This is a genomic window from Glycomyces luteolus, from assembly GCF_027622875.1.
Lineage (GTDB): Bacteria > Actinomycetota > Actinomycetes > Mycobacteriales > Micromonosporaceae > Glycomyces > Glycomyces luteolus.
The window spans coordinates 232,253-252,260 of record NZ_JAPZVP010000004.1 but is presented as its reverse complement, the minus strand read 5'-3'; the positions used below and the strand labels follow the sequence as shown (position 1 = coordinate 252,260).

General features: G+C 70.6%; 21 protein-coding genes. 5 read left to right on the top strand and 16 right to left on the bottom strand.

Annotated features, from left to right (window positions below):
* Positions 1 to 204: 204 nt before the first annotated feature.
* Together O1R50_RS06795 and O1R50_RS06790 are read right to left on the bottom strand one after the other, a co-directional pair.
* Positions 205 to 3,108, bottom strand: a complete 2,904-nt coding sequence (locus O1R50_RS06795) for a tetratricopeptide repeat protein (RefSeq protein WP_270109150.1) — start codon at positions 3,106 to 3,108, stop codon at positions 205 to 207.
* A gap of 54 nt (positions 3,109 to 3,162) precedes the next feature.
* Positions 3,163 to 4,974, bottom strand: coding sequence for an HSP90 family protein (locus tag O1R50_RS06790; protein WP_270109149.1), 1,812 nt, complete (start codon positions 4,972 to 4,974; stop codon positions 3,163 to 3,165).
* Between the two features lie 242 nt (positions 4,975 to 5,216).
* Between O1R50_RS06790 and O1R50_RS06785 the strand changes: the two genes are divergently transcribed.
* Positions 5,217 to 6,494 (top strand): hypothetical protein, encoded by a 1,278-nt coding sequence (locus tag O1R50_RS06785; RefSeq protein ID WP_270109148.1) that lies wholly within the window; start codon positions 5,217 to 5,219, stop codon positions 6,492 to 6,494.
* A gap of 20 nt (positions 6,495 to 6,514) precedes the next feature.
* Positions 6,515 to 7,261, top strand: a complete 747-nt coding sequence (locus tag O1R50_RS06780) for a G protein-coupled receptor family protein (RefSeq protein ID WP_270109147.1) — start codon at positions 6,515 to 6,517, stop codon at positions 7,259 to 7,261.
* On the opposite strand, the gene O1R50_RS06775 is transcribed toward O1R50_RS06780, so the two are convergent.
* From O1R50_RS06775 to O1R50_RS06735, 9 genes are all read right to left on the bottom strand, one after another.
* On the bottom strand, positions 7,258 to 8,034 hold the full coding sequence (locus O1R50_RS06775) for a hypothetical protein (RefSeq protein ID WP_270109146.1): 777 nt from the start codon (positions 8,032 to 8,034) through the stop codon (positions 7,258 to 7,260). The two genes, O1R50_RS06780 and O1R50_RS06775, sit on opposite strands and share 4 nt — an antisense overlap.
* A gap of 161 nt (positions 8,035 to 8,195) precedes the next feature.
* Positions 8,196 to 8,570 carry an antibiotic biosynthesis monooxygenase gene (locus tag O1R50_RS06770; protein ID WP_270109145.1) on the bottom strand — a complete coding sequence of 125 codons (375 nt, stop codon included), beginning with the start codon at positions 8,568 to 8,570 and terminating at the stop codon, positions 8,196 to 8,198.
* Between the two features lie 9 nt (positions 8,571 to 8,579).
* Positions 8,580 to 8,978, bottom strand: a complete 399-nt coding sequence (locus O1R50_RS06765; protein WP_408612627.1) for a Fur family transcriptional regulator — start codon at positions 8,976 to 8,978, stop codon at positions 8,580 to 8,582.
* 26 nt (positions 8,979 to 9,004) lie between these two features.
* On the bottom strand, positions 9,005 to 9,322 hold the full coding sequence (locus O1R50_RS06760; protein WP_270109143.1) for an ArsR/SmtB family transcription factor: 318 nt from the start codon (positions 9,320 to 9,322) through the stop codon (positions 9,005 to 9,007).
* Between the two features lie 62 nt (positions 9,323 to 9,384).
* Complete coding sequence (locus O1R50_RS06755; RefSeq protein ID WP_270109142.1) at positions 9,385 to 10,287, bottom strand: metal ABC transporter permease; 903 nt, start codon at positions 10,285 to 10,287, stop codon at positions 9,385 to 9,387.
* Positions 10,284 to 11,048, bottom strand: coding sequence for a metal ABC transporter ATP-binding protein (locus tag O1R50_RS06750; RefSeq protein ID WP_270109141.1), 765 nt, complete (start codon positions 11,046 to 11,048; stop codon positions 10,284 to 10,286). The genes O1R50_RS06755 and O1R50_RS06750 overlap by 4 nt, the downstream gene beginning before the upstream one ends.
* Positions 11,049 to 11,063: 15 nt before the next feature.
* On the bottom strand, positions 11,064 to 12,110 hold the full coding sequence (locus O1R50_RS06745; RefSeq protein WP_270109139.1) for a metal ABC transporter solute-binding protein, Zn/Mn family: 1,047 nt from the start codon (positions 12,108 to 12,110) through the stop codon (positions 11,064 to 11,066).
* Between the two features lie 131 nt (positions 12,111 to 12,241).
* On the bottom strand, positions 12,242 to 12,949 hold the full coding sequence (locus O1R50_RS06740; RefSeq protein ID WP_270109138.1) for a TIGR03943 family putative permease subunit: 708 nt from the start codon (positions 12,947 to 12,949) through the stop codon (positions 12,242 to 12,244).
* On the bottom strand, positions 12,946 to 13,977 hold the full coding sequence (locus O1R50_RS06735) for a permease (RefSeq protein WP_408612620.1): 1,032 nt from the start codon (positions 13,975 to 13,977) through the stop codon (positions 12,946 to 12,948). The genes O1R50_RS06740 and O1R50_RS06735 overlap by 4 nt, the downstream gene beginning before the upstream one ends.
* Before the next feature lie 74 nt (positions 13,978 to 14,051).
* Here O1R50_RS06735 and O1R50_RS06730 point away from each other — a divergent pair, with 74 nt between their 5' ends.
* A complete protein-coding gene (locus O1R50_RS06730) occupies positions 14,052 to 14,903 on the top strand; it encodes an ion transporter (RefSeq protein ID WP_270109136.1) in 852 nt (283 codons plus the stop codon).
* 14 nt (positions 14,904 to 14,917) lie between these two features.
* Here O1R50_RS06730 and O1R50_RS06725 read toward each other — a convergent pair whose 3' ends face one another.
* Positions 14,918 to 15,703 (bottom strand): isoprenyl transferase, encoded by a 786-nt coding sequence (locus O1R50_RS06725; protein WP_270109135.1) that lies wholly within the window; start codon positions 15,701 to 15,703, stop codon positions 14,918 to 14,920.
* A 327-nt stretch (positions 15,704 to 16,030) separates the two neighbouring features.
* Between O1R50_RS06725 and O1R50_RS06720 the strand changes: the two genes are divergently transcribed.
* A complete protein-coding gene (locus O1R50_RS06720) occupies positions 16,031 to 16,786 on the top strand; it encodes an alpha/beta hydrolase (RefSeq protein WP_270109134.1) in 756 nt (251 codons plus the stop codon).
* A 5-nt stretch (positions 16,787 to 16,791) separates the two neighbouring features.
* Here O1R50_RS06720 and recO read toward each other — a convergent pair whose 3' ends face one another.
* Positions 16,792 to 17,544, bottom strand: a complete 753-nt coding sequence (gene recO, locus O1R50_RS06715) for a DNA repair protein RecO (RefSeq protein ID WP_270109133.1) — start codon at positions 17,542 to 17,544, stop codon at positions 16,792 to 16,794.
* 118 nt (positions 17,545 to 17,662) lie between these two features.
* Between recO and O1R50_RS06710 the strand changes: the two genes are divergently transcribed.
* Positions 17,663 to 18,304, top strand: a complete 642-nt coding sequence (locus tag O1R50_RS06710) for an MOSC domain-containing protein (protein WP_270109132.1) — start codon at positions 17,663 to 17,665, stop codon at positions 18,302 to 18,304.
* A 36-nt stretch (positions 18,305 to 18,340) separates the two neighbouring features.
* Here the strand turns inward: O1R50_RS06710 and O1R50_RS06705 are convergent, their stop codons facing one another.
* The 3 genes from O1R50_RS06705 to O1R50_RS06695 all read right to left on the bottom strand — a co-directional run bounded on the left by O1R50_RS06705 (position 18,341) and on the right by O1R50_RS06695 (position 19,892).
* Positions 18,341 to 18,790 (bottom strand): hypothetical protein, encoded by a 450-nt coding sequence (locus O1R50_RS06705; protein ID WP_270109131.1) that lies wholly within the window; start codon positions 18,788 to 18,790, stop codon positions 18,341 to 18,343.
* 82 nt (positions 18,791 to 18,872) lie between these two features.
* Positions 18,873 to 19,562 (bottom strand): endonuclease V, encoded by a 690-nt coding sequence (locus O1R50_RS06700; RefSeq protein ID WP_270109130.1) that lies wholly within the window; start codon positions 19,560 to 19,562, stop codon positions 18,873 to 18,875.
* Positions 19,563 to 19,649: 87 nt separating this feature from the next.
* Complete coding sequence (locus O1R50_RS06695) at positions 19,650 to 19,892, bottom strand: hypothetical protein (protein WP_270109129.1); 243 nt, start codon at positions 19,890 to 19,892, stop codon at positions 19,650 to 19,652.
* Positions 19,893 to 20,008: the final 116 nt, after the last annotated feature.

The following is a 20,008-nucleotide window of genomic DNA, read 5'->3' as shown; positions in this document are numbered from 1 at the left end:
CTCTCGGTTGAGATCCTCTGAGCAGATTGCCCAGGCGGCGGATACTCGGTCGGCCCAGTGTGACGCTGAGTCTTTGACCGAGACGCACGTCAGGTGCGGTCCGCCAGTGAGCAAGCGTACCTCGCAGCCGTCGCGGCCCACTGACCCGGTCACATCAACACACCGCGGCGCTCAAGGCTCTGTCACATCAGCGCACCGCCGCGCTCAAGCCTCGGTCGCGCCTTCGCGCAAGTCCGCGAGGTGCTGCTCGAAGCCCTCCCTGGCCTCGGCGGCCTCCGGCGCGGTGAGCCAGGTCAGGGCGTCCTCCCCCACTGTGATCGCGCCCTGCGTGTCGCCGAGCTCCGCGAGCAGCCACATCGTCTGGTGCGCGGTCAGGCTCGCCCGTTCGAGCAGCAGCGGGCCCTCCCGGAACACGGCCAGAGCGCGGCGCTGGAGGTCGAGCACCGGCTCCGCCTCGTCCCGGTGCAGGCCCTGCTCCCCGGCCTGGCTCTCCAGGAACTGGAAGGTCAGCTGGGCGTGCTGGCGGTAGGTCTCGCCGAGTTCGAAGCGGGCGGCCTCGCGGAGCGTGTCCGGTGACGCGGCGTCGGCGCGCACGGCGTGGAGGCGCGCGGCGATCTGCGCCATCGTCTGGAGGCCCTCGCCGAAGGCGCTGTCGCCCATGATCGTGCGCAGGAGCCAGGCGCGCGCGCGGCTGACGCGGGTCCAGGAGGCGAGGTCGCCGACGGTGTCGGCGGCCTCGATCGCGCGGGAGTAGACCTCGAGGGCGTGGTCGTGCTCGCCGAGCTTCTCGAGGAGCTCGCCGGTGAGGAACAGGGTGTCGGCGTACAGGTTGACGAGGTAGTCCTCCTCGGCGGACTCCATGAGGGCGAGGGCCGCGAGGCCGTGCTCGACGCCCTGGCGGGTGTCGCCCTGCCGGTCGTAGGACTCGGCGAGGTTGAACCGCACGTTGCAAACCCGCCACAGCTCCTGGTCGGGGAGGTCTTCGAGGGCGGCTTCGAGCAGCGGCACGGCCTCGGCGCGGCGGTCGAGCTCGACGAGGGCCACGCCCATGAGGTGGCGGGCGACGGCGGCCGGGACGGTCATGCCGGCGGCGTCGCAGTGGATCGAGGCGGCCAGCGCGTGCTCGTACGTGGCGGCGTGGTCGGCGGCGCGCATGGTGAACTCGGCGGCCTGGAGGTGGAGCTTCGCGGCCACGGTGTGCGAGGGCTCGTCGCCGAGGGCGGCGAGGCCTTCGCGGCAGATGGCAAGGGCCGCTTCGAAGTCGCCGGTGAGGCCGACCTGGTCGGCGAGGTCGGCGCTGGCGCGGGCGACGGCCCATCCGGCGTCGGCTTCGCGGGCGAGGTCGATCTGGGCGGTGAGGAGCGCGGTCTTCGCGGCCGGGTCGGTTGCGAGGCGGGCGCGGAGGTCGAGGAGGTCGCAGCGGCGGATGAGCGCGTAGCGCTGCCCGGTCCAGGCCGCGAGTTCGGCCTCGAGGGCGCGGGCGCGCTCGTCGAGGTCGGCGGGGAGCGCGTTCGGTCTGGCGGTGGAGGCGAGGTATTCGGCGCGCATGGCGAGGACCTGGCTGGTGTGGAAGCTGCGGTCGTCGATGCGCTGCTCGGCTTTGAGGACGCGGGCGGTCGCGGTGATGCGTTCGGCGCCGTCGCGGACGGCCTCGGGCTCGGCCTCGGAGCGGTGGATGAGGAGGAAGGACTCGGCGACGAGGGCGCGGCCGGGCTGGCCCGCCGCCCCGAAGAGCTCGATGGCGCGGGTGAGCCCCTCGACCACGGCCGCGGGGTCGTCGGACTGGGCGGACCGGGCGTGGGCGATCTCGGCGCGGTGCTCGGCGATGAGCTCGATGCCGAGCGCGTCGGCGAGGGCGCCGACGCGCAGCCAGGCCTTCCAGGTGTCGGGCGAGCAGGCGTCGTAGGCGGCGTACGCGGCGTCGATCGCGGCGTCGAGGTCGGGGCCCTGGACCTGCCCGGGGGCGGGCGCCTCGACCGGCCGGTGGGGCTTGGGTTCTTTGAGGCCCAGGTGGACCGGCTTGTCGTAGGGCGTGGATTCGACGACGCAGGCGGACATCCGGGAGTGGTGGTCGTTGCCGTTGCGGGCGTCGAAGCGGGCGCAGATCGCGGTCCGCTCGGCCTCGGCCCAGTCGTGCAGGCGCGCCGCCGTCCATTCGGTGCCTCCGGGGCCGGGCATCGCGGTGTCGGCGAAGCCGAGCGCGGTGAGGCGGCGGCAGGTGAGGACGGTGACCTCCATGAGGCGCTGGCGGTCGCGCACGCCGAGGTCGAGGTCGTAGAAGCGGGCGTGGTCGGCGAGGATCTCGACGGCGCGGTGCTCGTTGCCGGTGAGGACGCAGAACTCGACGTGGAGGGCGATCATGGCGACCATGTCCTCCTTGCCCTTGCACATCTGGTAGCCGCGCAGGTGGTTGCCGCGGGCCTCGTCGATGCGGCCGAGTTCGACCAGGGGCAGGAGGGAGAGCGCGAGCCCGTAGTGGGGTTCGTGGGCGCAGGTCTGCTCGCCGGAGAGGACCGGTTCGAGCATCTCCATGGCGGCGTCGGCGGAGTCCTCTTCGGCGTAGAACACGATGGTGGCCAAGGAGGTGTACTGGCAGGCGGTGCAGTCGGACATCTCGTCCTCCTCGGCTTCGCCGAGGGCCTCGATCGCGGCGGCGACCCGGTCGTAGTCGCCCACGTGGTAGGCGAGCTGCATCTCGTAGGCGGCCGGGGCGTGCATGGAGTAGCCGGCCTCGCCGTAGCGGCGGCGCATCTCCTCGAGCCAGTGCTCGATGGATTCCAGCGGCACGTCGGGCTGCTCGATCATCGTGTCGACGATCCACTTGAACGTCCAGTACAGGGAGCGCGTCAGGTAGGCGTCGAAGTGCGCGGGCTGGGAGTCGAAGTTGCGCAGGAGCCGCGCGAAGGGGACCAGCAGGCGGGTGGAGTCGCGCGAGAACTCGTAGGCGTCGACCAGGCCGTTGAGGGCGTAGTTCTGGAGCTCGGGGTCGCCGACGGCATCGGCGGCCTCGACCGCTCGTTCGAGGGCCGCGACCTTCGCCTCACTGGCCTCCTCGAAGCGGGCCTCGTTGAGCAGTCGCCAGATCTCGTCGGGGTCGGGAGTGGCCATACCAGTCCTTAAATGTCCTATGTGAGGAGTGAGCCGATCGGAGACGGGGACGGCTCAGTCCCGGGTGATGTGTTCCAGCAGGTTCATGAAGGAACGGTTGAGGAGTGCGGTGTCGGCGCTGCGCAGCGGCCGGTGGCTCATCAGGAGCGCCTGACCGTACAGGGACTCGACCGCGGTGCCCGCGAGCTGGGGGTCGCCGATCCCGGCGATGCGGCGGACGGTGGGGTTGCGATGGTTGAGGACGAGCTGCGCGCGCGGGGCGTGCTGCTTGATGGAGGCGAGGATACCGCCCCACAGGTCGTCCGCTTCGGCCTCCGCCTCGGCTCGCTGGCGTTCGCGGCGGGATTCGCGGTCGTCGAGGAGCAGCGCGGGCACCGAGACGGGGTTGAACTCGCGGACGACGACATCGACGTCAACGGCGTCGAGGCGGGCCCGCGCGGCGTTGAGGAACGAGCGCAGCGCGAGCTCGGTGCCGGTGTCGACCGGGTCGAGGCTCGCCGAGATGACGCCGGGCTGCAAGGCCTCGACCTTGACCTGCGGGTCGAGGCGCGGCAGCGCCTGCACCAGCTCCGCGTCGTAGGTGTAGCCGCCGTTGACGACGCCGATGCCCTGCGCGGCGGCGATCTGCGCGACCTGCCGGTATTCGTCCACACTGGAGGCGAGGTAGACCGGCTGGTAGGCGCGGGCGAAGTCGGGGAGGTTCGTGTGCCCTGCGGTGGTCTCGAACCGCAGCCACGGCAGCATCGCCGCGAGCAGGTCCAGGTCGTGCCGGGCGAGGGCCTTCACGCCGAGCTCGTGCACGGCGAGGAAGGCTTCCAGGCGGGTCGGGTCCTCGGCGGCGAGGCGGGAGATCCATTCCCGCACCTGCGCGCCGATCGCGTCCCGGGCGACCGCGAGCGCCTCGTCGTCGTAGAGCGACTCGCGGGATGCGGTGGGGCGCAGCGCATCCGTGTCGATCACGCAGCGCACGAAGAACGCCCACTCGGGCACCAGGTTGTCGGCGGTGTCGGTCAGCAGCATCCGCTTGAGGTGCACGCGGTGGGCCGGGCGGGTCGACGGCGACGTGGCGTGCGGGAGGACGAACGCGACGCCCTTGATGCCCGCAAGCGGCACGTCGAGGTCGATCACGTCGAGCGGCGGGAAACCGAGCACCTGCTCGCAGTAGGTGTTCAGCGCGAGGCGGCGGGCCGTCGGATTCGGGTGCTCCCGTTCCCACATCGGCGGCGTGTCCGAGATGTCGATCGGCGTGCCGCCGTCGGAGACGGTGATGCGCACCGGCAGCAGCGAGCCGTACTCGCGGGCGAGGTCCGCGACCCGCTTGGGCTGCAACCAGTCCTCGCCCCGCCGCGCCACGAGTTCGACCGTGGTGCCCGGCTCGGGGTGCTCGGCGAGCGGCACCTCCGTCACGGTGTACGAGCCGTCGTCGCGGGCGGCCCAGCGGACCACCGGCGCCGCCGGGTCCTTCGCCGAACGCGAGGTCACCGTGATGACCGAGGCCACCGTGAAGCACGCGAGCAGACCGATCCCGAACTGGCCCAAGAAGTCCCGGCGGGCGCCCTCGATCTCCTCGTCCCGCTTGGAGGAACCGCCGATCGTCGCTAGGAGCTTGTGGACTTCTGCAAGTGTCAGGCCCACACCGGGATCGGTGATCCGCAGGCGCTTCCCGTCCGTGACTATCGCGACTTCCCGCGCACCAGGATCGAAACCGGGCTCGATCTGGGCGCGGGCGGTGATGGCGTCCACCGCGTTCTGCAGCAGCTCCCGCACATAGACCTTCGGCGAGGAGTACAGGTGGTGGGACAGGAGGTCCACCAGGCCGCGCAGGTCCACTTGGAAGGTATGGGAAGTGGGCGTTGTCTCAACCACAGCGCGTCCTGCTTCACTCGGAGGTCGTTCGGCGTCAGTCAGACTAGCAAACCGCCGCATCCCGGGAACGCGTGAAAAGGATCCTCAGGACGAACAGGCACGCGGACCGCCTGCGCCCCTTCGAACATGCACGAAACGGCACCAACCGGAGCGCACCACCCGATTGGGAACCGCCCGCATTGGAGCGGTCCGGTAAGGTGACCGCTACCGAAAGCCCATGAGAGCAAGAGGAATACGCCCCCATGACCATGCCGCCCCCGCCCCCGGACCGGATGCACCTCCAGTACCAGCCCGCCCCGCCGCCGCAGCCGGGGCCGCAGCAGATGGGCCCCGGCGGCGCGTACGGCCCGGCGCAGTACGCCCTCGAGCAGCCGGTCCCCGGGCAGCTGCCCGTCCCCGGGTCGACGATGAGCAAGCCCGGCACGATCACTGGCATCCAGGTCATCCTCTATATCTTCTTGGCCATCAGCGCGGTCGGGAACGTCTTCTCGATCATGAGCATGGTCGAGTTCTTCAACCCGTTCAGCCTCATCGGGCTCGCGTTCGCCGTGTACTCCGCGATCCAGTCGCTCGCCAGCGGCGTCCAGATCTCGCGAGGCAAGCGCTGGGCGTGGATCTGGTCGCTCGTCAGCGCGATCCTGGGACTCGCACTGAGCCTCACCGGGTTCATCTACGGCGTCGTCATGTTCGACGCAGGCGGCGACATCATGCTCACCGTCGCCGCCGTGCTCGTGGCCCTCTACGGCACGCTCTTCGGGCTCCTGTGCTCCAAGTCCGCGCGGCAGTGGATCCTCATGCACCGCATCCAGAGAGGCGAGGTGCAGGTGCCGGGCGCGGCCATGGGCGGCATGAACGGCGCGCCCGGGATGGCGATGGGAGGCATGGCCCAGCAGGCTCCGGCACCGCAGCGGCCGGACACCAGGCCCGCGCCCGCCACGGTCTCCGCGGCCATGATGGGGCTCCTCTCGGCCCTGCTGGCCTGGGAGACGTACCAGATCGTGAGCGACACGCTCGAATCCATTCGATGGTCCGAGGCGAACGGCTACGGCGGGGGCGAAGGCCTCTTCGGCCGCCTCTTCTATGGAGCGTTCCCCCAGTTCGGGCACTTCATGACCGCTTATGTGGCGTTCCTGCTGTGCGCCGTCCTCACGGGGCTGCTGATCCTCAAGGGCAAGTACGGCGGACGGGTCTTCGGACTCATCTGGACCCCGCTCGCCGCGGCCGCGATCGGGTACGCGGCGGTCTACATCTACGACCTCTACAGCTTCTACCCTCCGGTCGGCCCCAACCCGCTCAGAATCCCTCTGGTCCTGACCGTGGCGATGGCCGTCCTGGCAGTCGCCGTCTTCGTGTCGCTGCTGACCCCCGGAGTCAAGGCCTGGACGCCTTCCATCCCGTCGGCTCCGCTGATCATGATGGTCCCCGTGGGCCAACCGCAGGCCCCGCAGCAGCCGGGCCCGTACGGCCGGCAGCAAGGCGGGTACCCGCAGCAGCAACCCCCGTACCCGCCCCAGTACTGACCAGCAAGGAACGGTGACCGATGTACCAGCCCCAGCCGACTCCTCAGCAGCCTCCCGAACCGGCACCGCGCAAACCCGGCACGGTGCGACTGATCCAGATCCTGATGCCCCTCATCGCCCTGTGCCTGTGCGCGCTGCCGCTCTTCTTCCTGAACATGACGGCCGAGGTGATCGAACGCAACCGCGAGGTCGTCGAAACGTTCGGCGACAGCGGCATGGAGGATGTCGATCTCTCCGCGACGCCGATGGAATACGCGACCAGCGAGCTCATCGTGGAGTTCTCGGTGGCGATGGCCTTGGTCGGCGCCGCCGTGCTCATGGCCCCGCTCTCGGTCGTCGGCCTGCAGAAGCGCCGACGCTGGGCCCGCATCCTCACCGCCGTCTGGACCGGGATCGTCATGCTGCCGTTCGGGTTCTGGGCGGTCTGGGCGGTGGCATCGAAGCTCTTCAACGATGAGCTCCTGCTCGTGGAGGACTACCACGTCGGCCCGATCGACCCGGTCACCCTCGGCATCGGGGCCGCCTCCCTGGCGTTCGTGAGCACCCTGCTCGTCTTCATCCTCGTCCTCACCCGCGGTACGCGCCGCTGGGCGCCGAAGCGATCGGCAGCGCCGACCGCGTCCCAGGCCCCCGCCGCTCCGGCGCAGTTCGGCGGTGCGCCGGGATTCGCGCCGCAGCAGCCGGGCCCGTACGGCCAGCAGCAGGGATACCAACCGCCTCAGCAGCAGTTCCCGCCCCAGCAGCCGCCGTACGGCGGCGGGCGCTAGACCGTCACGGACCGCCAGCCGCAGACGCTCGTGTCGAGCGTCTCGGCGGTCTGCTCGACGGCGATGACCAGTTCGATCGCTGAACCGTCGTCGAATTCGACCGTGACGTTGCCGGTGGTGGCGTTCATGGGCTGGATCTCGGCGCCCTCGGCGTCCCAGGCGTCCCACTCGTCGGTGTACTCCTCGACGGGGCGCTGGCGGTAGTCCTCGCAGAGCATCGCGTAGGCGGTGTCCCAGTCGTCCTCGGCGACCGCGCCGATGAACTCCTCGGCGGTGCCCTCGACCTTGTCGGTGATCGAGTTCGTGAACACGATGAGCGCGACCACGACGGCGACGACGACGCCGATGACGGCCAGCGCACCGCCGCCGATGCCGAGGCCGAGCTTCAAGCCGAAGTACCGGGAGTGCCCGGTCGGCGGGGCCGCGAACGGGACCGGGACGCCGGTAGGCGGCGGAGGCGGGGCTGAAGGAACGGGCGGGGGCTCGACTTCCTTCGTGGTGGGAGGCAGTGCGAGGGTCTGGTCGGTCTCGGCCGCGAGCGCGACCGGCGCGACCGGATCGGGGGCGGAGGGCTCGGGCTCCATCGGGATCGGGGCGGCCTGCGGAGGCGCCGAGGTGAAGGGCGCGGGGGCGATCTGCGCCGGGGCGGCGGGTTCGGCCACGGCGTCGACGGAGGTGTGCGGCTCGGCCTCGACCGTCTCGCGCGACTGCGGCGATTCGGGTTCGGGTGCCGGTTCGGCGACCGAAGTCGGCAGCGGCGGGGTCGGTTCCATGGGAATGGGTTCGACCGGGACCGCCATCGGCACGGGGTCAGGGGACGGGGCTGCCGCTTCGGAGGCTGCCGGCGCTTGCGCGGGCGGCGCAGCGGCGGCCTCCGGTCCGGGGTGCTGTTCGGGCCCTTCGGAATGCACCGGTTCAGGGGTCGGCCGGTCGGTCATCGGGCGGCCTCCCGGCGGGCCTCATCGGGGTCGACCGTGCGGTCCGAGCCGGTGCGCCGCGGCTCGCCGCCCGGCGCGCATTCGGCGAGCACCTCGAAGCCGGAGGCCTCCGGGAGCGCGCGGGAGAGCAGCGGGGTGGACATCTTCACCTGGTAGTTCGAGAGCGCCCGGCGGTAGGAGCCGACGTCGCCCCATTCGGTCCAGAGGAGCCAGGCGGCGTCCTCGCCGTCGGTGAACGAGTCGAGCGCGCGGCCCAGGCCGCCGCGTTCGTAACCCTCGCAGGAGGCCAGCGCCGCGAGCGCGTCTTCGGCATCGCGGGCGAAGGTCTCCGTCTCGCCTTCGGTTACGGCGAAACGATATACAACCAGCACGGCGCCACCTTACTGTGCTTCGATAGTGCGCGAGCAGTCAGCGCAGAGGCCGTGGAGTTCGAGCGTGTGCCCGACCTCGGTGAAGCCGTGGTCGGCCGCGACCTTGTTGGCCCAGCGCTCGACCGTCGGCCCCGCGACCTCGACCGTGCTCCCGCACGAGCGGCATACGAGGTGGTGGTGGTGCTCCTCGGCCGAGCAGAGGCGGTAGAGGTGGTCGCCGCCGGGCAGACGCATGACGTCGACGATGTCGGCCTCGGCGAAGGCCTGGAGGGTCCGGTAGACGGTGGTGAGGCCGATCTTGGAGCCGGCCTCGCGCAGGATCGCGTGGAGGTCCTGGGCGGAGCGGAACGCGTCGTCGTGCTCGAGCAGTTCGAGGATCGCGGTCCGCTGCTTCGTGGAGCGGGCCATGTTCTCGGCCGGAGGCTTGGTGGCCACTAGCGTTCCTCTCGGGCGTGGTGGACGGCGTCGGTGACGATGTGCGCGATGTGGTCGTCGATGAGCGAATAGGAGATCTCGCGGCCCGACCTGGTGCCGCGCACGATACCCGCTCCCCGGAGCACCCGCAAATGCTGGGAGACGAGGGGCTGGGTGACACGCAGGGTCTCGACGATCTGGTGCACGTACTTCGGCCCGGCGGCCAGCTCCATGACGATCGCGATGCGCAGGGGCGCGGCGAGGGCTCGCAGCAGCTCCCCGGCCGCTTCGTAGTCGGCAGGGGTGGATTCTTCGGCTAGCTCGCTCTCGGTCCGCACTCCGCAAAAATATCGCGTCCCGGCTCCGTTCTGGGGCTCAGGTGGCGCGGGTCCCGCTCCGGTCATGCGTTCGAGACGGGCAGTTCGACCTCGAGCGGCTCGCCTTCGGGCGGGAGATGGGCGCGGCGCACCCGGCGGACGCGGCGCACGAGGGCGGCCAGGACGGCGGTGACGACGAAGACGGCGACGCCGATGAGCACGATCGTGGAGCCCGGCGGGACGTCCTTCGCGGCGGAGGCGAGGACGCCCGCGCCCGCGATGAGGAACCCGGCGCCCATCGCGGTGAACATGGTGGCCTTGAAGGATCGCGTGAACTGCTGGACGGTGACGACCGGGATCACGAGGAGGGCGCTCACGAGGAGGAGGCCGACCGCGCGCATCGAGACCGAGACGGTGACGGCGGTGGTGATCAGCAGCAGCAGGTTGAGCGCGGCGACGGGCAGGCCGGAGACGCGCGCGTACTGCTCGTCGGCGCAGATCGCGGCGAGCCAGGGCCGGAGCACGAGCATGAGGGCGGCGACGATCGAGCCGCCGATCGCGATGGTCCAGACCTCGTCCCATCCGGCGGTGAGCAGCGAGCCGAACAGGTACTGCTGGAGGTTCGCGACGCCCTTGTCGGAGGCGATGCCGGTGAGGTAGACGCCGCCGGCGATGCCGCCGTAGAACATCATGGCGAGGGCGACGTCGCCGGAGGTCTTGGAGTGGCTGCGGAGGATCTCCATGACGACCGACGCGGCCACGGTGACCGCGAGCGTGGTCCACATGGGGGCGGCACCGGTGAGGAAGCCGATCGCGACACCGGTGAGGGCGATGTGTCCGAGGCCGTCCCCGATGAGCGCCAGGCGCTTCTGGACGAGGAACACGCCGACGGCGGGGGCGCAGAGGCCGACGACGAGCGCGCTGATGAGGGCGCGCTGCATGAACTCGTACTGGAAGTAGTCGAGGATCGAGAGGTCGGGGTTCATTTGCCGCCCCAGATGGCTTCGTCGGCGCTGTCGCCGTTGGCGTGCGGGTGGGCGTGCTCGTGGTGGGGGTCGGCGTGCTCGCCGACGGGGCGCGGCGGGGCGCCGTCGTGCACGACCTTGCCGTCGGCGAGGACCACGGCGCGGTCGAGCCGGTCGGTGAGCGGGCCGAGCTCGTGGGTGACGAGGAGGACGGCGCATCCGGCGTCGATCCGGTCCGCCACGACCTGCGCGAGCGCGGCCTGGGTCTCGGCGTCGACGCCCACGGTGGGTTCGTCCATGATGAGCAGCTCGGGGTCGGTGGCGAGCGCTCGGGCGATGAGCACGCGCTGCTGCTGGCCGCCTGAGAGGGTGTCGACGGAGCAGTGGGCGTGGTCGGCGAGGCCGACCTCGGCGAGGCTGCGGTTCACGGATTCGCGGTCGGCGCGGCTCGGGGGCATGCCGAGGAACCGGTGGGCGAGGCGGCCCTGGGAGACGACCTCGGCAGCGGTCGAGGGGACCCCGGAGGCGGCGCCGGTGCGCTGGGGGACGTAGCCGATGCGCTTCCAGGCGCGGAAGCGCTTCTGCGGCGTGCCGAAGAGCGCGATCGAGCCGCCCGCGAGCGGGACGAGCCCGGCGACGGCCTTGATGAGCGTGGACTTCCCGGAGCCGTTGGCGCCCATGAGGGCCACGGCTTCTCCGGGTTCGACGGCGAGGTCCACGCCGCGGACGACGGCGCGACCGCCGTAGGAGACGGTCGCACCGCGGACGTTGAGAACGGGCATTCGTGTAATGCTGCCTTACGCCGCACCGAGAGCGGTCTGCAACGCGGCCAGGTTCTCGCGCATCACAGTGAAGTAGTCGGCGTCGGCGTCGATCTGCTCTTGGGTGAGGCCTTCGAGCGGGTTGAGGACGGCGGTCTGCGCGCCGGTCTCGGCCGCGAGCGTGTCGGCGATCTCGGGCGAGACGAGGGTCTCGAAGAAGATCGTGGTGATGCCGTTGGCCTCGACGTATTCGGCGACCTCGGCCATGTGCTGGGAGTCGGGCTCCTGGTCGGGGCTCAGACCGGAGATGGCGATCTGGGTGAGGCCGTAGCGGTCGGTGAGGTAGCCGAACGCGGAGTGGGAGGTGACGATCGCGTTGCCGGTGCGGGTGGCGAGGGCGTCGGTGAACTCGGCGTCGAGCTCGGTGAGCTCGGTGTTGAAGGCCTCGGCGTTCGCGGTGTAGTCGGCCTGGTTGGCGTCGTCGAGGCCGGCGAGGCCTTCGGCGATGGCGGTGCCGATCTGGCCGTAGCGGGTCGGGTCGAGCCAGACGTGCGGGTCGGTGCCTTCGGGCGCTTCCTCGTGGTCGTGGCCCTCCTCCTCGGCGTGCTCGTCCTCGGAGGCGGTGGGCTCGTCGGAGGCGGTGGGCTCTTCGGAGTGCTCGTCCGCGTGCTCCTCCTCGGCGTGCGCTTCCGCTTCCTCGATGGCCTGCTCGTAGTCGTACTGGCTGGTCTCGACGGCGGTGAGCACGTCCAGCGATTTGTCGGCGGCGTACTCCTCGACGGCGGCGTCGAGCTCGGGGATGAACCCCTTGAGGTAGACGACGTAGTCGGCCTCTTCGATCGCGGCGATGTCGGAGGGGGCGAGCTCGAGGTCGTGGGGTTCCTGGCCTGCGGGGGTGAGGTTGGTGACGGCGACGTGGTCGCCGCCGACGCGCTCGGTCGCGAAGGTGAGGGGGTAGAAGGCGGTGACGACGCTGATCTCGCCGTCGGCGGCGGGGTCGTCGGAGCCGGAGCCGCAGGCGGCGAGGGCGGCGGCCGCGGCGAGGCCGGCGATGGGCACGAGGATGAATCGGGAACGGCGCATGCTGGAAGCTTGCCCAATCATGACAATCATTGTCAACATCTAATATGTGTGCCCTGAAGGGGAGCAACCCTCGCGAGCAGCGCAAACGCTCGAGCGGCTGCCCGATCGGCGACACGCCTGGATGATCGGCGTCACTGGTACTCGTTCTCGGGAGTCGGGATCGGAGTGACCGACTCGACCTCGATGTACGGCACCAGCTCGCCGTTGATCTCGTCGCGGCCCTGGCGCGGCGAGTACTCGCCGACGACCTCGACCCACTGGTCGGGCTCGAGGCTCCCGGGGAGTTCGCCGTCGAAACCGATCTTGACGGGCCTGGCGTCGGCGGCGCAGCACGAGACGACCATGCGCGCGAGCTGCGGTTCGTCCCCTTCGTAGAGGATGAAGCCGCGCAACTGGATACGGTGGTCCTCGAGGGTCTGGCCCTCGTCGAAGATCGCCCGCGAGGCGTAGTCGAGGAGGGTGAGCGGCACCGGGTCCACGTCGTCGGGCAGCTCCGGGTAGCTCGAGCGGTTCTCCTCGGCGCCGACCACGGTGCCGGTGCGCTCGGCCTCGTAGGACCCGAGCGCGTCCGGGGCCACGAGCAGCATCCCGACCACGGGCGCGAGCAGCAGCCAGGCGACCTTCGGTTCGCCGTGGCCGTGGCCGTCGTCGGCCTCTTTCCTCGCCTGCCAAGCGTTCACGCCCGTGATCGCGGCGACCGCGATGAGGATGGCACCGGCGGGGACGATGAGCCAGAACGCGTAGGGCTTCACGTAGTTGAGGTAGTCCCCGGTCCAGGCCAGGCGCAGCATGCCGCCGCCGACCAGGAGCAGGATGACCGCCTGCGCGTCGCGTCTCACAGCAGCAGGGCTCCCATCAGGACGGCCGCGAGCACGGCCGCGACGAACGCGGTCGGCGCGAAGCGGAGGGCGAACCGGCGGCCGAACGTCCCGGCCTGCATGGCGGCGAGCTTCACGTCGATGAACGGGCCCACGACCATGAACGCCAGCTTCGCGGTGGGCGAGAACTGGGTCAGCGAGGCGGCCACGAACGCGTCCGACTCCGAGCAGATCGAGACGAGCACCGCCAGGACCGCCAGCGCGAGGACCCCGAGCACGGGGTTGTCGGCGATCGGCTGGAGCCAGGTCTCGGGCACGAGCGTGTTGAGGCTCGCGGCGATGGCCGCGCCGATGACGAGGTAGCCGCCGGCGTGGAGGAAGTCGTGGCGGATCGCGGACCAGAACGCGGCCCATTTGCCGTCGTCGTGGTGGTGGTGCTTCGGCAGGTTGAGCCATTCGGTCTTGCCGAGGCGCGCCCAGAGCCAGCCGATCGAGATCGCGGCGGCCAGGGACGCGGCGACGCGGGCGGCGACCATCTCGGGGTTGCCGGGGAAGGCAACGAAGGTGGAGACCACCACGATCGGGTTGATCGCCGGGGACGCGAGCATGAAGGTGAACGCGGCGGCGGGGGCGACGCCGCGGCGCACGAGGGCCCCGGCGACGGGCACGGAGGCGCATTCGCAGGCGGGCAGGACGGCCCCGGCGACCCCGGCGACGGGGACGGCGAGGACGGAGCGCTTGGGCACGACCTTGTGGAAGAACCCCGCGGGCACGAAGGCGCTGATCGCGGCTGAGAGGACCACGCCGAGGACGAGGAACGGGAAGGCCTGCACGCAGACTGCTACGAACCGGGCGGACCAGGCCTGAGCGACGGGGGCGGCGAAGAGCTCGGTGAGGCCGGGACGGGCCGTGAGGCCGAAGATGAGGAGGAGCGCGAGTGCCTCGATCGAGGTGAGCCCGCGGCGTTTCGGGGGCGCGGGAGTGACCGGTGTCTCGGCTGGGGGCTCGGTTCGGGCGAGTTCGGCGCTCACGGTGCCATTGTGCGGCATGGGCGCAGGTGGACGAACGGCCGCCTTGCACTACCCGTCAGTATGCGAGTGTTCCGCTTTATTACTCTTGTGCGGTGCGTGTTCCCACCCTAGGTACCGACCCCAGCCGCGTCCCGGCCGCTTGCCGGGCGCTGCTGGCGAATCCCCGGTTCCAGATGGTGTCGATGGTGGTGATCCTCGTGAACGCGGCCGCGCTGGGGGCGATGACGTTCCCGCACTCGGCCGAGGTCGCGGAGTTCCTGCACTGGGTGGATTACGTGTGCCTGGGGTTCTTCGCGTTCGAGGTGCTGGCCGGGCTCGTGTCGTTCGGGCGCCGGCCGCTGCGGTTCTTCAAGGACGGCTGGAACATCTTCGACTTCGTGATCGTGTTCGCCTCGTTCATGCCGGGCCTGCGCGAGAACGTGACGATCCTGCGGATGCTGCGGCTGGCGCGGATCGTGCGGATCTTCCGGTCGCTGCCCTCCTTGCGGATCATCCTGGTGGCGGCCGGGAAGGCGCTGCCGAAGTCGGCGGGCGTGTTCGCGCTGACGGGCGTGGTCATGTACCTGTGGGCGATGGTCGGATGGATCGCGTTCAGCTCCAGCGACTCCGAGCACTTCGGCACGGTCGGGAAGGCGCTGCTGAACCTGTTCCAACTGGTGGCGTTCGACGACATGGGGAACGTCATGCGCAACAGCATGGCCCACAACATGTGGACGCTGCCGTATTACCTGGTGTTCATCCTGTTCGGCGCGTTCGTGCTGGTGAACCTGCTGCTGGGCGTGGTACTCGCGTCGATGGAGGAGGCGCAGCGCCTCGACGACATCGACGACCAGATCTCGGCCGACACCGCGATCATCCTGGAGCGGATCGACAAGCTGCAGAACACGGTCGACAAGCTCCAGGCGGACCAGGAACGCGGCCGGAGCTTCACCCCGTTCCAGTAAGGGGCGGTCTTTCACTACGCCTGCACGGGATTCGGCTCGGCTCCACCGAAGCGCCGGTCCCGACTCGCGTAGATCTCGCAGGCGTGCCAGAGGTGGCGGCGGTCGAAGTCGGGCCAGAGCACGTCGAGGTACACCATCTCGGCGTACGCCGACTGCCACGGCAGGAAGTTCGAGGTCCGCTGCTCGCCCGAGGGGCGCAGGAACAGGTCCACGTCCGGCAGGTCCGGGTTGTACAGGTACTTCGCGAAGGTCTTCTCGGTGATGCGCTCGGGATTGAGCTTTCCGGCCTTCACGTCGCGGGCGAGCGCCGCGGCGGCGTCGGCGATCTCGGCGCGGCCGCCGTAGTTCACGCAGAACTGGAGCGTGATCTTGTCGTTGCGCTTCGACATCTCCTCGGCCACTTGGAGTTCGTCGATGACGCTCTTCCACAGCTTCGGTCGGCGCCCGGCCCAGCGGATGCGCACGCCCATGGCGTGCAGCTCGTCGCGGCGGCGGTGGATGACGTCGCGGTTGAAGCCCATGAGCCAGCGCACCTCCTCGGGGCTGCGGCGCCAGTTCTCGGTCGAGAACGCGTAGGCCGAGAGGGTCGAGATGCCCATCTCGATCGCGCCTTCGATGGTGTCGAAGAGCGAGGCCTCGCCCATGGTGTGGCCCTCGGTGCGCTTGAGGCCGCGCTCCTTGGCCCAGCGGCCGTTGCCGTCCATCACGAGCGCCACGTGCCGGGGAACGAGCTCGCGCGGCAGCTCGGGCGGGACCGCCCCCGACGGGTGCGGTTTCGGCGGCTCGTACGTGCGGCTCACAGGACCTCCAGGCGGCCAAGTCGTCAGCGGGGCCTCGATCCTAGTCCGGACGTGAGCGGGGCCCGCCGCACGCCCGCCCGGGAACGCCCGCGACGCCGCCCGCTGATCCGGTCCCGCTGCGCGTTCCGCCGGACCACCGCCGCGCCGCCTCGCTTCGCGGTTCCGCCCGCGCACCGACGAGTCCGCCCACCGGCCTCGCTTCGCCTTCGTGCTCCCACCGTCTTGTCGGACCCCTCGGGCACCATCGAAAACGGGGGCGGCTTCGAATCCGCGCTCCGCTCAACTTCTGCCATGGCTCCCGCCTATGGCCTCTGTTACGTTCGGCCCGTGGAACCTCTCAACGTCGAGCACGCCGGCCGCACCCTCCGCGGCGTCCTCCACCTCCCCCATCCGAACCCGGCCCCGGCGCCCGCCGTCGTCCTCTGCCACGGTTTCGGCGGCAACCGCATCGGCGCCGGCAACGACTTCGTGCTCCTCGCCCGGCTGCTCGCGGCCCAGGGCATCGCCTGCCATCGCTTCGACTTCGCCGCGTTCGGGGAATCCGACGGCGACCCCGCCGACTTCAGCGTCTCCGACCAGGCCTCCCAGCTCAAAGCCGTACTCGCCCAGCTCGAACGCAACCGCGCCATCGACCCCGACCGGATCTCCGTGCTGGGTTTCAGCATGGGCGCCCTGGTGGCCGTGCTCGCCGCAGGCGACAGGCCCCTGCGCTCACTCGCACTCTGGGCCCCGGCCGGCGGGCGACTCAACCTGCCGTTCTGGGAGGACGACTGGTTCCGCGACCAGATCCGCGAGCACGGCCGCGCCGACTGCAACGGCATCGCGTTCGGCCAGGCCTTCCTCGACGACCTCCCGGGCGTCGACCAGTTCGCCGCCGCAAGACGCCACCAAGGGCCCGTGCTCCTGGCGGGCGGCACCGAGGACGGGCTGATGCGAGCCGAGCTCATCGACCCTTACCGCGAGGTCTGGGGCGACCGGCTCGAAGAGCACTGGATCGAAGGCATGGGCCACGGTTTCGGGACGCTGGAGAACCGCGACCGGATGCTCGAGCTCAGCGTCGCGTTCCTGTTGCGCACCATCTAGATCCGTCAGGACTGGTGCGGCACGTACTTCAAGGTCTTCAGCGGCCGCTCTGAATGCCACTGGAAGTGGGCGGCGATGAGCCCGGCCGCCTCGGATCGCTGGCGCGGGTCGGCCGCCGTCGCGTTCGCCCAGTCCCCCGCCTCAAGCGCGCGCATGAGCTCGAGCGAGGCCGGTTTCGGCACCGTCGCGCCGCCGGGCCGGCAGTCGCTGCAGACCGCGCCGCCGGCCGCCACGGCGAAGGCGCGGTGCTCGCCGTCCTTGCCGCAAGTGGCGCATTCGTTGAGTGAAGGCGCCCAGCCGGCGGACTTCATGCCGCGCAGCAGGTAGGAGTCCATGACGAGCACGGCGGGCAGGTCGGTCTCGGCCAGCGCCCGGAACGCGCCGAGCGTGAGCTGGAAGACGTCGAGGTCGGGCTGGTGGTCCTCGGGGACCAGCCGTTCGGCGGCCTCGGCGATGACGCACGCGGCGGTGTAGGTGGGCCAGTCGGCGGCGATCGCCCCGCCGGAGAGGTGCAGGCCGACGGCCTGGGTGACGGTGTGGAGCTCGGCCCGGCCCTCGATGAGCTGGAGGTCGACGTGGCTGAAGGGGGCGAGCCGCGCTCCGAACTTGGAGGAGGTGCGGCGCAGGCCCTTGGCCATGGCGCGGTAGCGGCCCCGCTGGCGGCCGAGGAGGGACACGATCGCGTCGGCCTCGCCGAGTTTGAAGGTGCGCAGAACGACCGCGTCGTCGCGGAACAGTTTCCTGGTGCTGACCCCCACGGAGCAAGCCTAGCCCGGGGGTACGACGACCTTCCGGTTCGCGGCCGCGCCGAGACCGGGGCCGCCCGCGTCGGGAATGCGGTTGAGACTCGGGCGGCCGCTCACTAGGCTCCGGCGGGTGAAGATCATCAGTGTGAACGTGGGCCGTCCGCGCGAGAACCCGTGGAAGGGCCTCCCGGCCACGTACATCGAGAAGCTGCCGGTCGACGGGCCGGTGAAGGTGACCTCGCCCGGACCCAAGGGCGACGGATCGGTCGGGCTCGAAGGCGACCGCGTCGGCGACATGCAGAACCACGGCGGCACCGACCAGGCCGTCTATGTGTACGGCACTGAGGACTACGGGCATTTCAATCAGTTGACAGGTAGGGATTTCGGAGCGGGCGCGTTCGGGGAGAACCTGACGACGACCGGGTACGACGTGAACGCGGCGCTGATCGGCGAGCGGTGGGCCGGGCCCGGCGGGTTGGTGCTCCAGGTGACCGGGGCGCGCATCCCGTGCGGGACTTTCCGGGGTTGGATCGCCGAGCGCGGCTGGTTGAAGACGTTCACGCTCGAGGCCAGGCCGGGCCCGTACCTGCGGGTCGTCGCCCCCGGATTTGTGGAGGCGGGCGCTGAGCTGGAGGTCGTGCACCGGCCCGATCACGACGTGACCGCGGCGATGTTCTTCCGGGCAGCGATGGGCGAGCGGGAGCTGATCCCCCGCATCCTCGAGATTCCGGAGCTTCCGCAGGCTGAGAAGGATTGGTTGGAGGGGAAGTGAGCAGTGCCCCGGCCTCGGGGCCGGGGCGCTGTCGTTCTAGGCGGTCACGGGCTGGGGCTTCCGGAAGTGGGCGTTCGCGCCGGGGCTGAACATCAGGGCCGTGGCGAGCAGGACGGCGGCGATGTGGAGGAGCCGGACCACGAAGAAGGCCATGGCGAATTCGCCGTCGCCGCCGACGGCCGCGATGAGCGATTCGCCGTCGGCCAGCTGGATGGCGCTGGGGACGACCATCGCGCCGAGGCCGACGACGGACAGCAGCAGGGCGAGGCCGATGCGGGCCCAGCGGCGGCCGCGGGCGAAGAAGGCGACGAGGACGAAGGCGCCGAGGTAGACGGCGGAGCGGACGCCGATGTTCATCCAGACCCCGGCGTCCAGATCGGAGTCGCGGGCGATTTCGCTGACGGCAAGGACCGTCTCGACGATCCCGGCGGTGATCGCGGTGGCCCACAGGAGGGCGGCGTTCTTGACGGTTTCGGGTTGTTCCATGCCGTTGACGCTATTGGCGAACGGGACCCGGATCCATCCTGCGAGCGTCCCCGTGCGGGGTAAGGTCGGCCCTACCCCGTGGTCATTCCGTCGCCGCGAGTCGCCTGCGGCCCAACTGGTCCGCGGCGCGGATCGGTTCGGGGAGCCGGTAGTTCGGGGCGAGTTCGAGCACGAGGTCGCGGGCGGTGGCTAGGGTACGGCGGTGGCCGACCGAGACGTAGACGGGCTTGACGCCGTCCTGGGTGCGCAGGGCGCAGCCGACGGTCTCGCCGCTCGCGGTGATCGCGGTCCACGCGCCGCGTTCGGGCCCGGGGGCCTCGACGGGCAGGTGCGGCGGGTTCTTGGCGACGCCGATCGCGGGAGCGTCGAGGACGACGCCGAGATGGCAGGCGAGGCCGAACCGGCGCGGGTGGGTGAGCCCGTACCCGTCGCACACATACAGGTCGGGGGTGACCGAGAGCGCTTCGATCGCCTTGAGCAGCAACGGGAGTTCACGGAAGGCGAGGAGCCCGGGCACGTACGGGAAGTCGGAGGCGCCGCGCACGACGGACCGGTCGAGCACTTCGAGGCCGCCGCGCCGCAGGACGACCGCGGTCGCGATGGCGGTGTCGCTGTGCTTGCCATAGGCGATGTCAAGTCCGGCGATCGTCTCTATTGGAGTGTCATCGTCGGCGACGACCACGCATCCGGCCAGCTCGGTCTGCATGGCGACCGCTTCGGCCTCGTCGCGGGGAAGGCGGGAATAGGCGGCTCGGGGCTGATCGTCGCTCACCCGGGCAGCCTAACGAAAGGCGCGGGCCGCGTTCAGCGGCCGTCGTCCGGGCCTTCCGCTTCGCGGCCCGGCGCCGGTCACCGCCGCTCAATCGCCGTCGAAGTCGTAGAACGAGCTGTCGCCCCCGTCGATGTCGGTTTCGTCCGGGTCGGCGGCTTCGGTCTCCAGGCCGCCGTCGCCTTCGGTCTCGTAGAGGAACTCCTCCACGCCGCCGTCGCCTTCGAGGTCGAGATCGATCGTGTCGTCCGGCGTCTCGTCGCCGGGGTCGTCCGGTCGGGCCTCGGGGGACGCGGAGAAGGACTCGTCGGATTCCGTGCCGTCGCTGCTCATCGGGCCTCCACCCCCCTTCGCTTCCATCGTATGGCGCCGCTCCGACATCCGCGTCCTGTCGCCGCGGTCCGCCGCCCCGGTCTGCTCAGGGCGAACGCCCCTTGCCCGCCGCCCGG

Excerpts from the sequence above, each read along its gene's own strand:
- O1R50_RS06780 (WP_270109147.1), top strand. The coding sequence starts at position 6,515 with ATGTACCAGCCCCAGCCGACTCCTCAGCAGCCTCCCGAACCGGCACCG.
- O1R50_RS06735 (WP_408612620.1), bottom strand. The coding sequence starts at position 13,977 with ATGCCGCACAATGGCACCGTGAGCGCCGAACTCGCCCGAACCGAGCCC.
- O1R50_RS06750 (WP_270109141.1), bottom strand. The coding sequence starts at position 11,048 with ATGCCCGTTCTCAACGTCCGCGGTGCGACCGTCTCCTACGGCGGTCGC.
- O1R50_RS06755 (WP_270109142.1), bottom strand. The coding sequence starts at position 10,287 with ATGAACCCCGACCTCTCGATCCTCGACTACTTCCAGTACGAGTTCATG.
- O1R50_RS06775 (WP_270109146.1), bottom strand. The coding sequence starts at position 8,034 with ATGGAACCGACCCCGCCGCTGCCGACTTCGGTCGCCGAACCGGCACCC.
- O1R50_RS06785 (WP_270109148.1), top strand. The coding sequence starts at position 5,217 with ATGACCATGCCGCCCCCGCCCCCGGACCGGATGCACCTCCAGTACCAG.
- O1R50_RS06795 (WP_270109150.1), bottom strand. The coding sequence starts at position 3,108 with ATGGCCACTCCCGACCCCGACGAGATCTGGCGACTGCTCAACGAGGCC.
- O1R50_RS06765 (WP_408612627.1), bottom strand. The coding sequence starts at position 8,978 with ATGGCCCGCTCCACGAAGCAGCGGACCGCGATCCTCGAACTGCTCGAG.
- O1R50_RS06695 (WP_270109129.1), bottom strand. The coding sequence starts at position 19,892 with ATGAGCAGCGACGGCACGGAATCCGACGAGTCCTTCTCCGCGTCCCCC.
- O1R50_RS06745 (WP_270109139.1), bottom strand. The coding sequence starts at position 12,110 with ATGCGCCGTTCCCGATTCATCCTCGTGCCCATCGCCGGCCTCGCCGCG.
- O1R50_RS06705 (WP_270109131.1), bottom strand. The coding sequence starts at position 18,790 with ATGGAACAACCCGAAACCGTCAAGAACGCCGCCCTCCTGTGGGCCACC.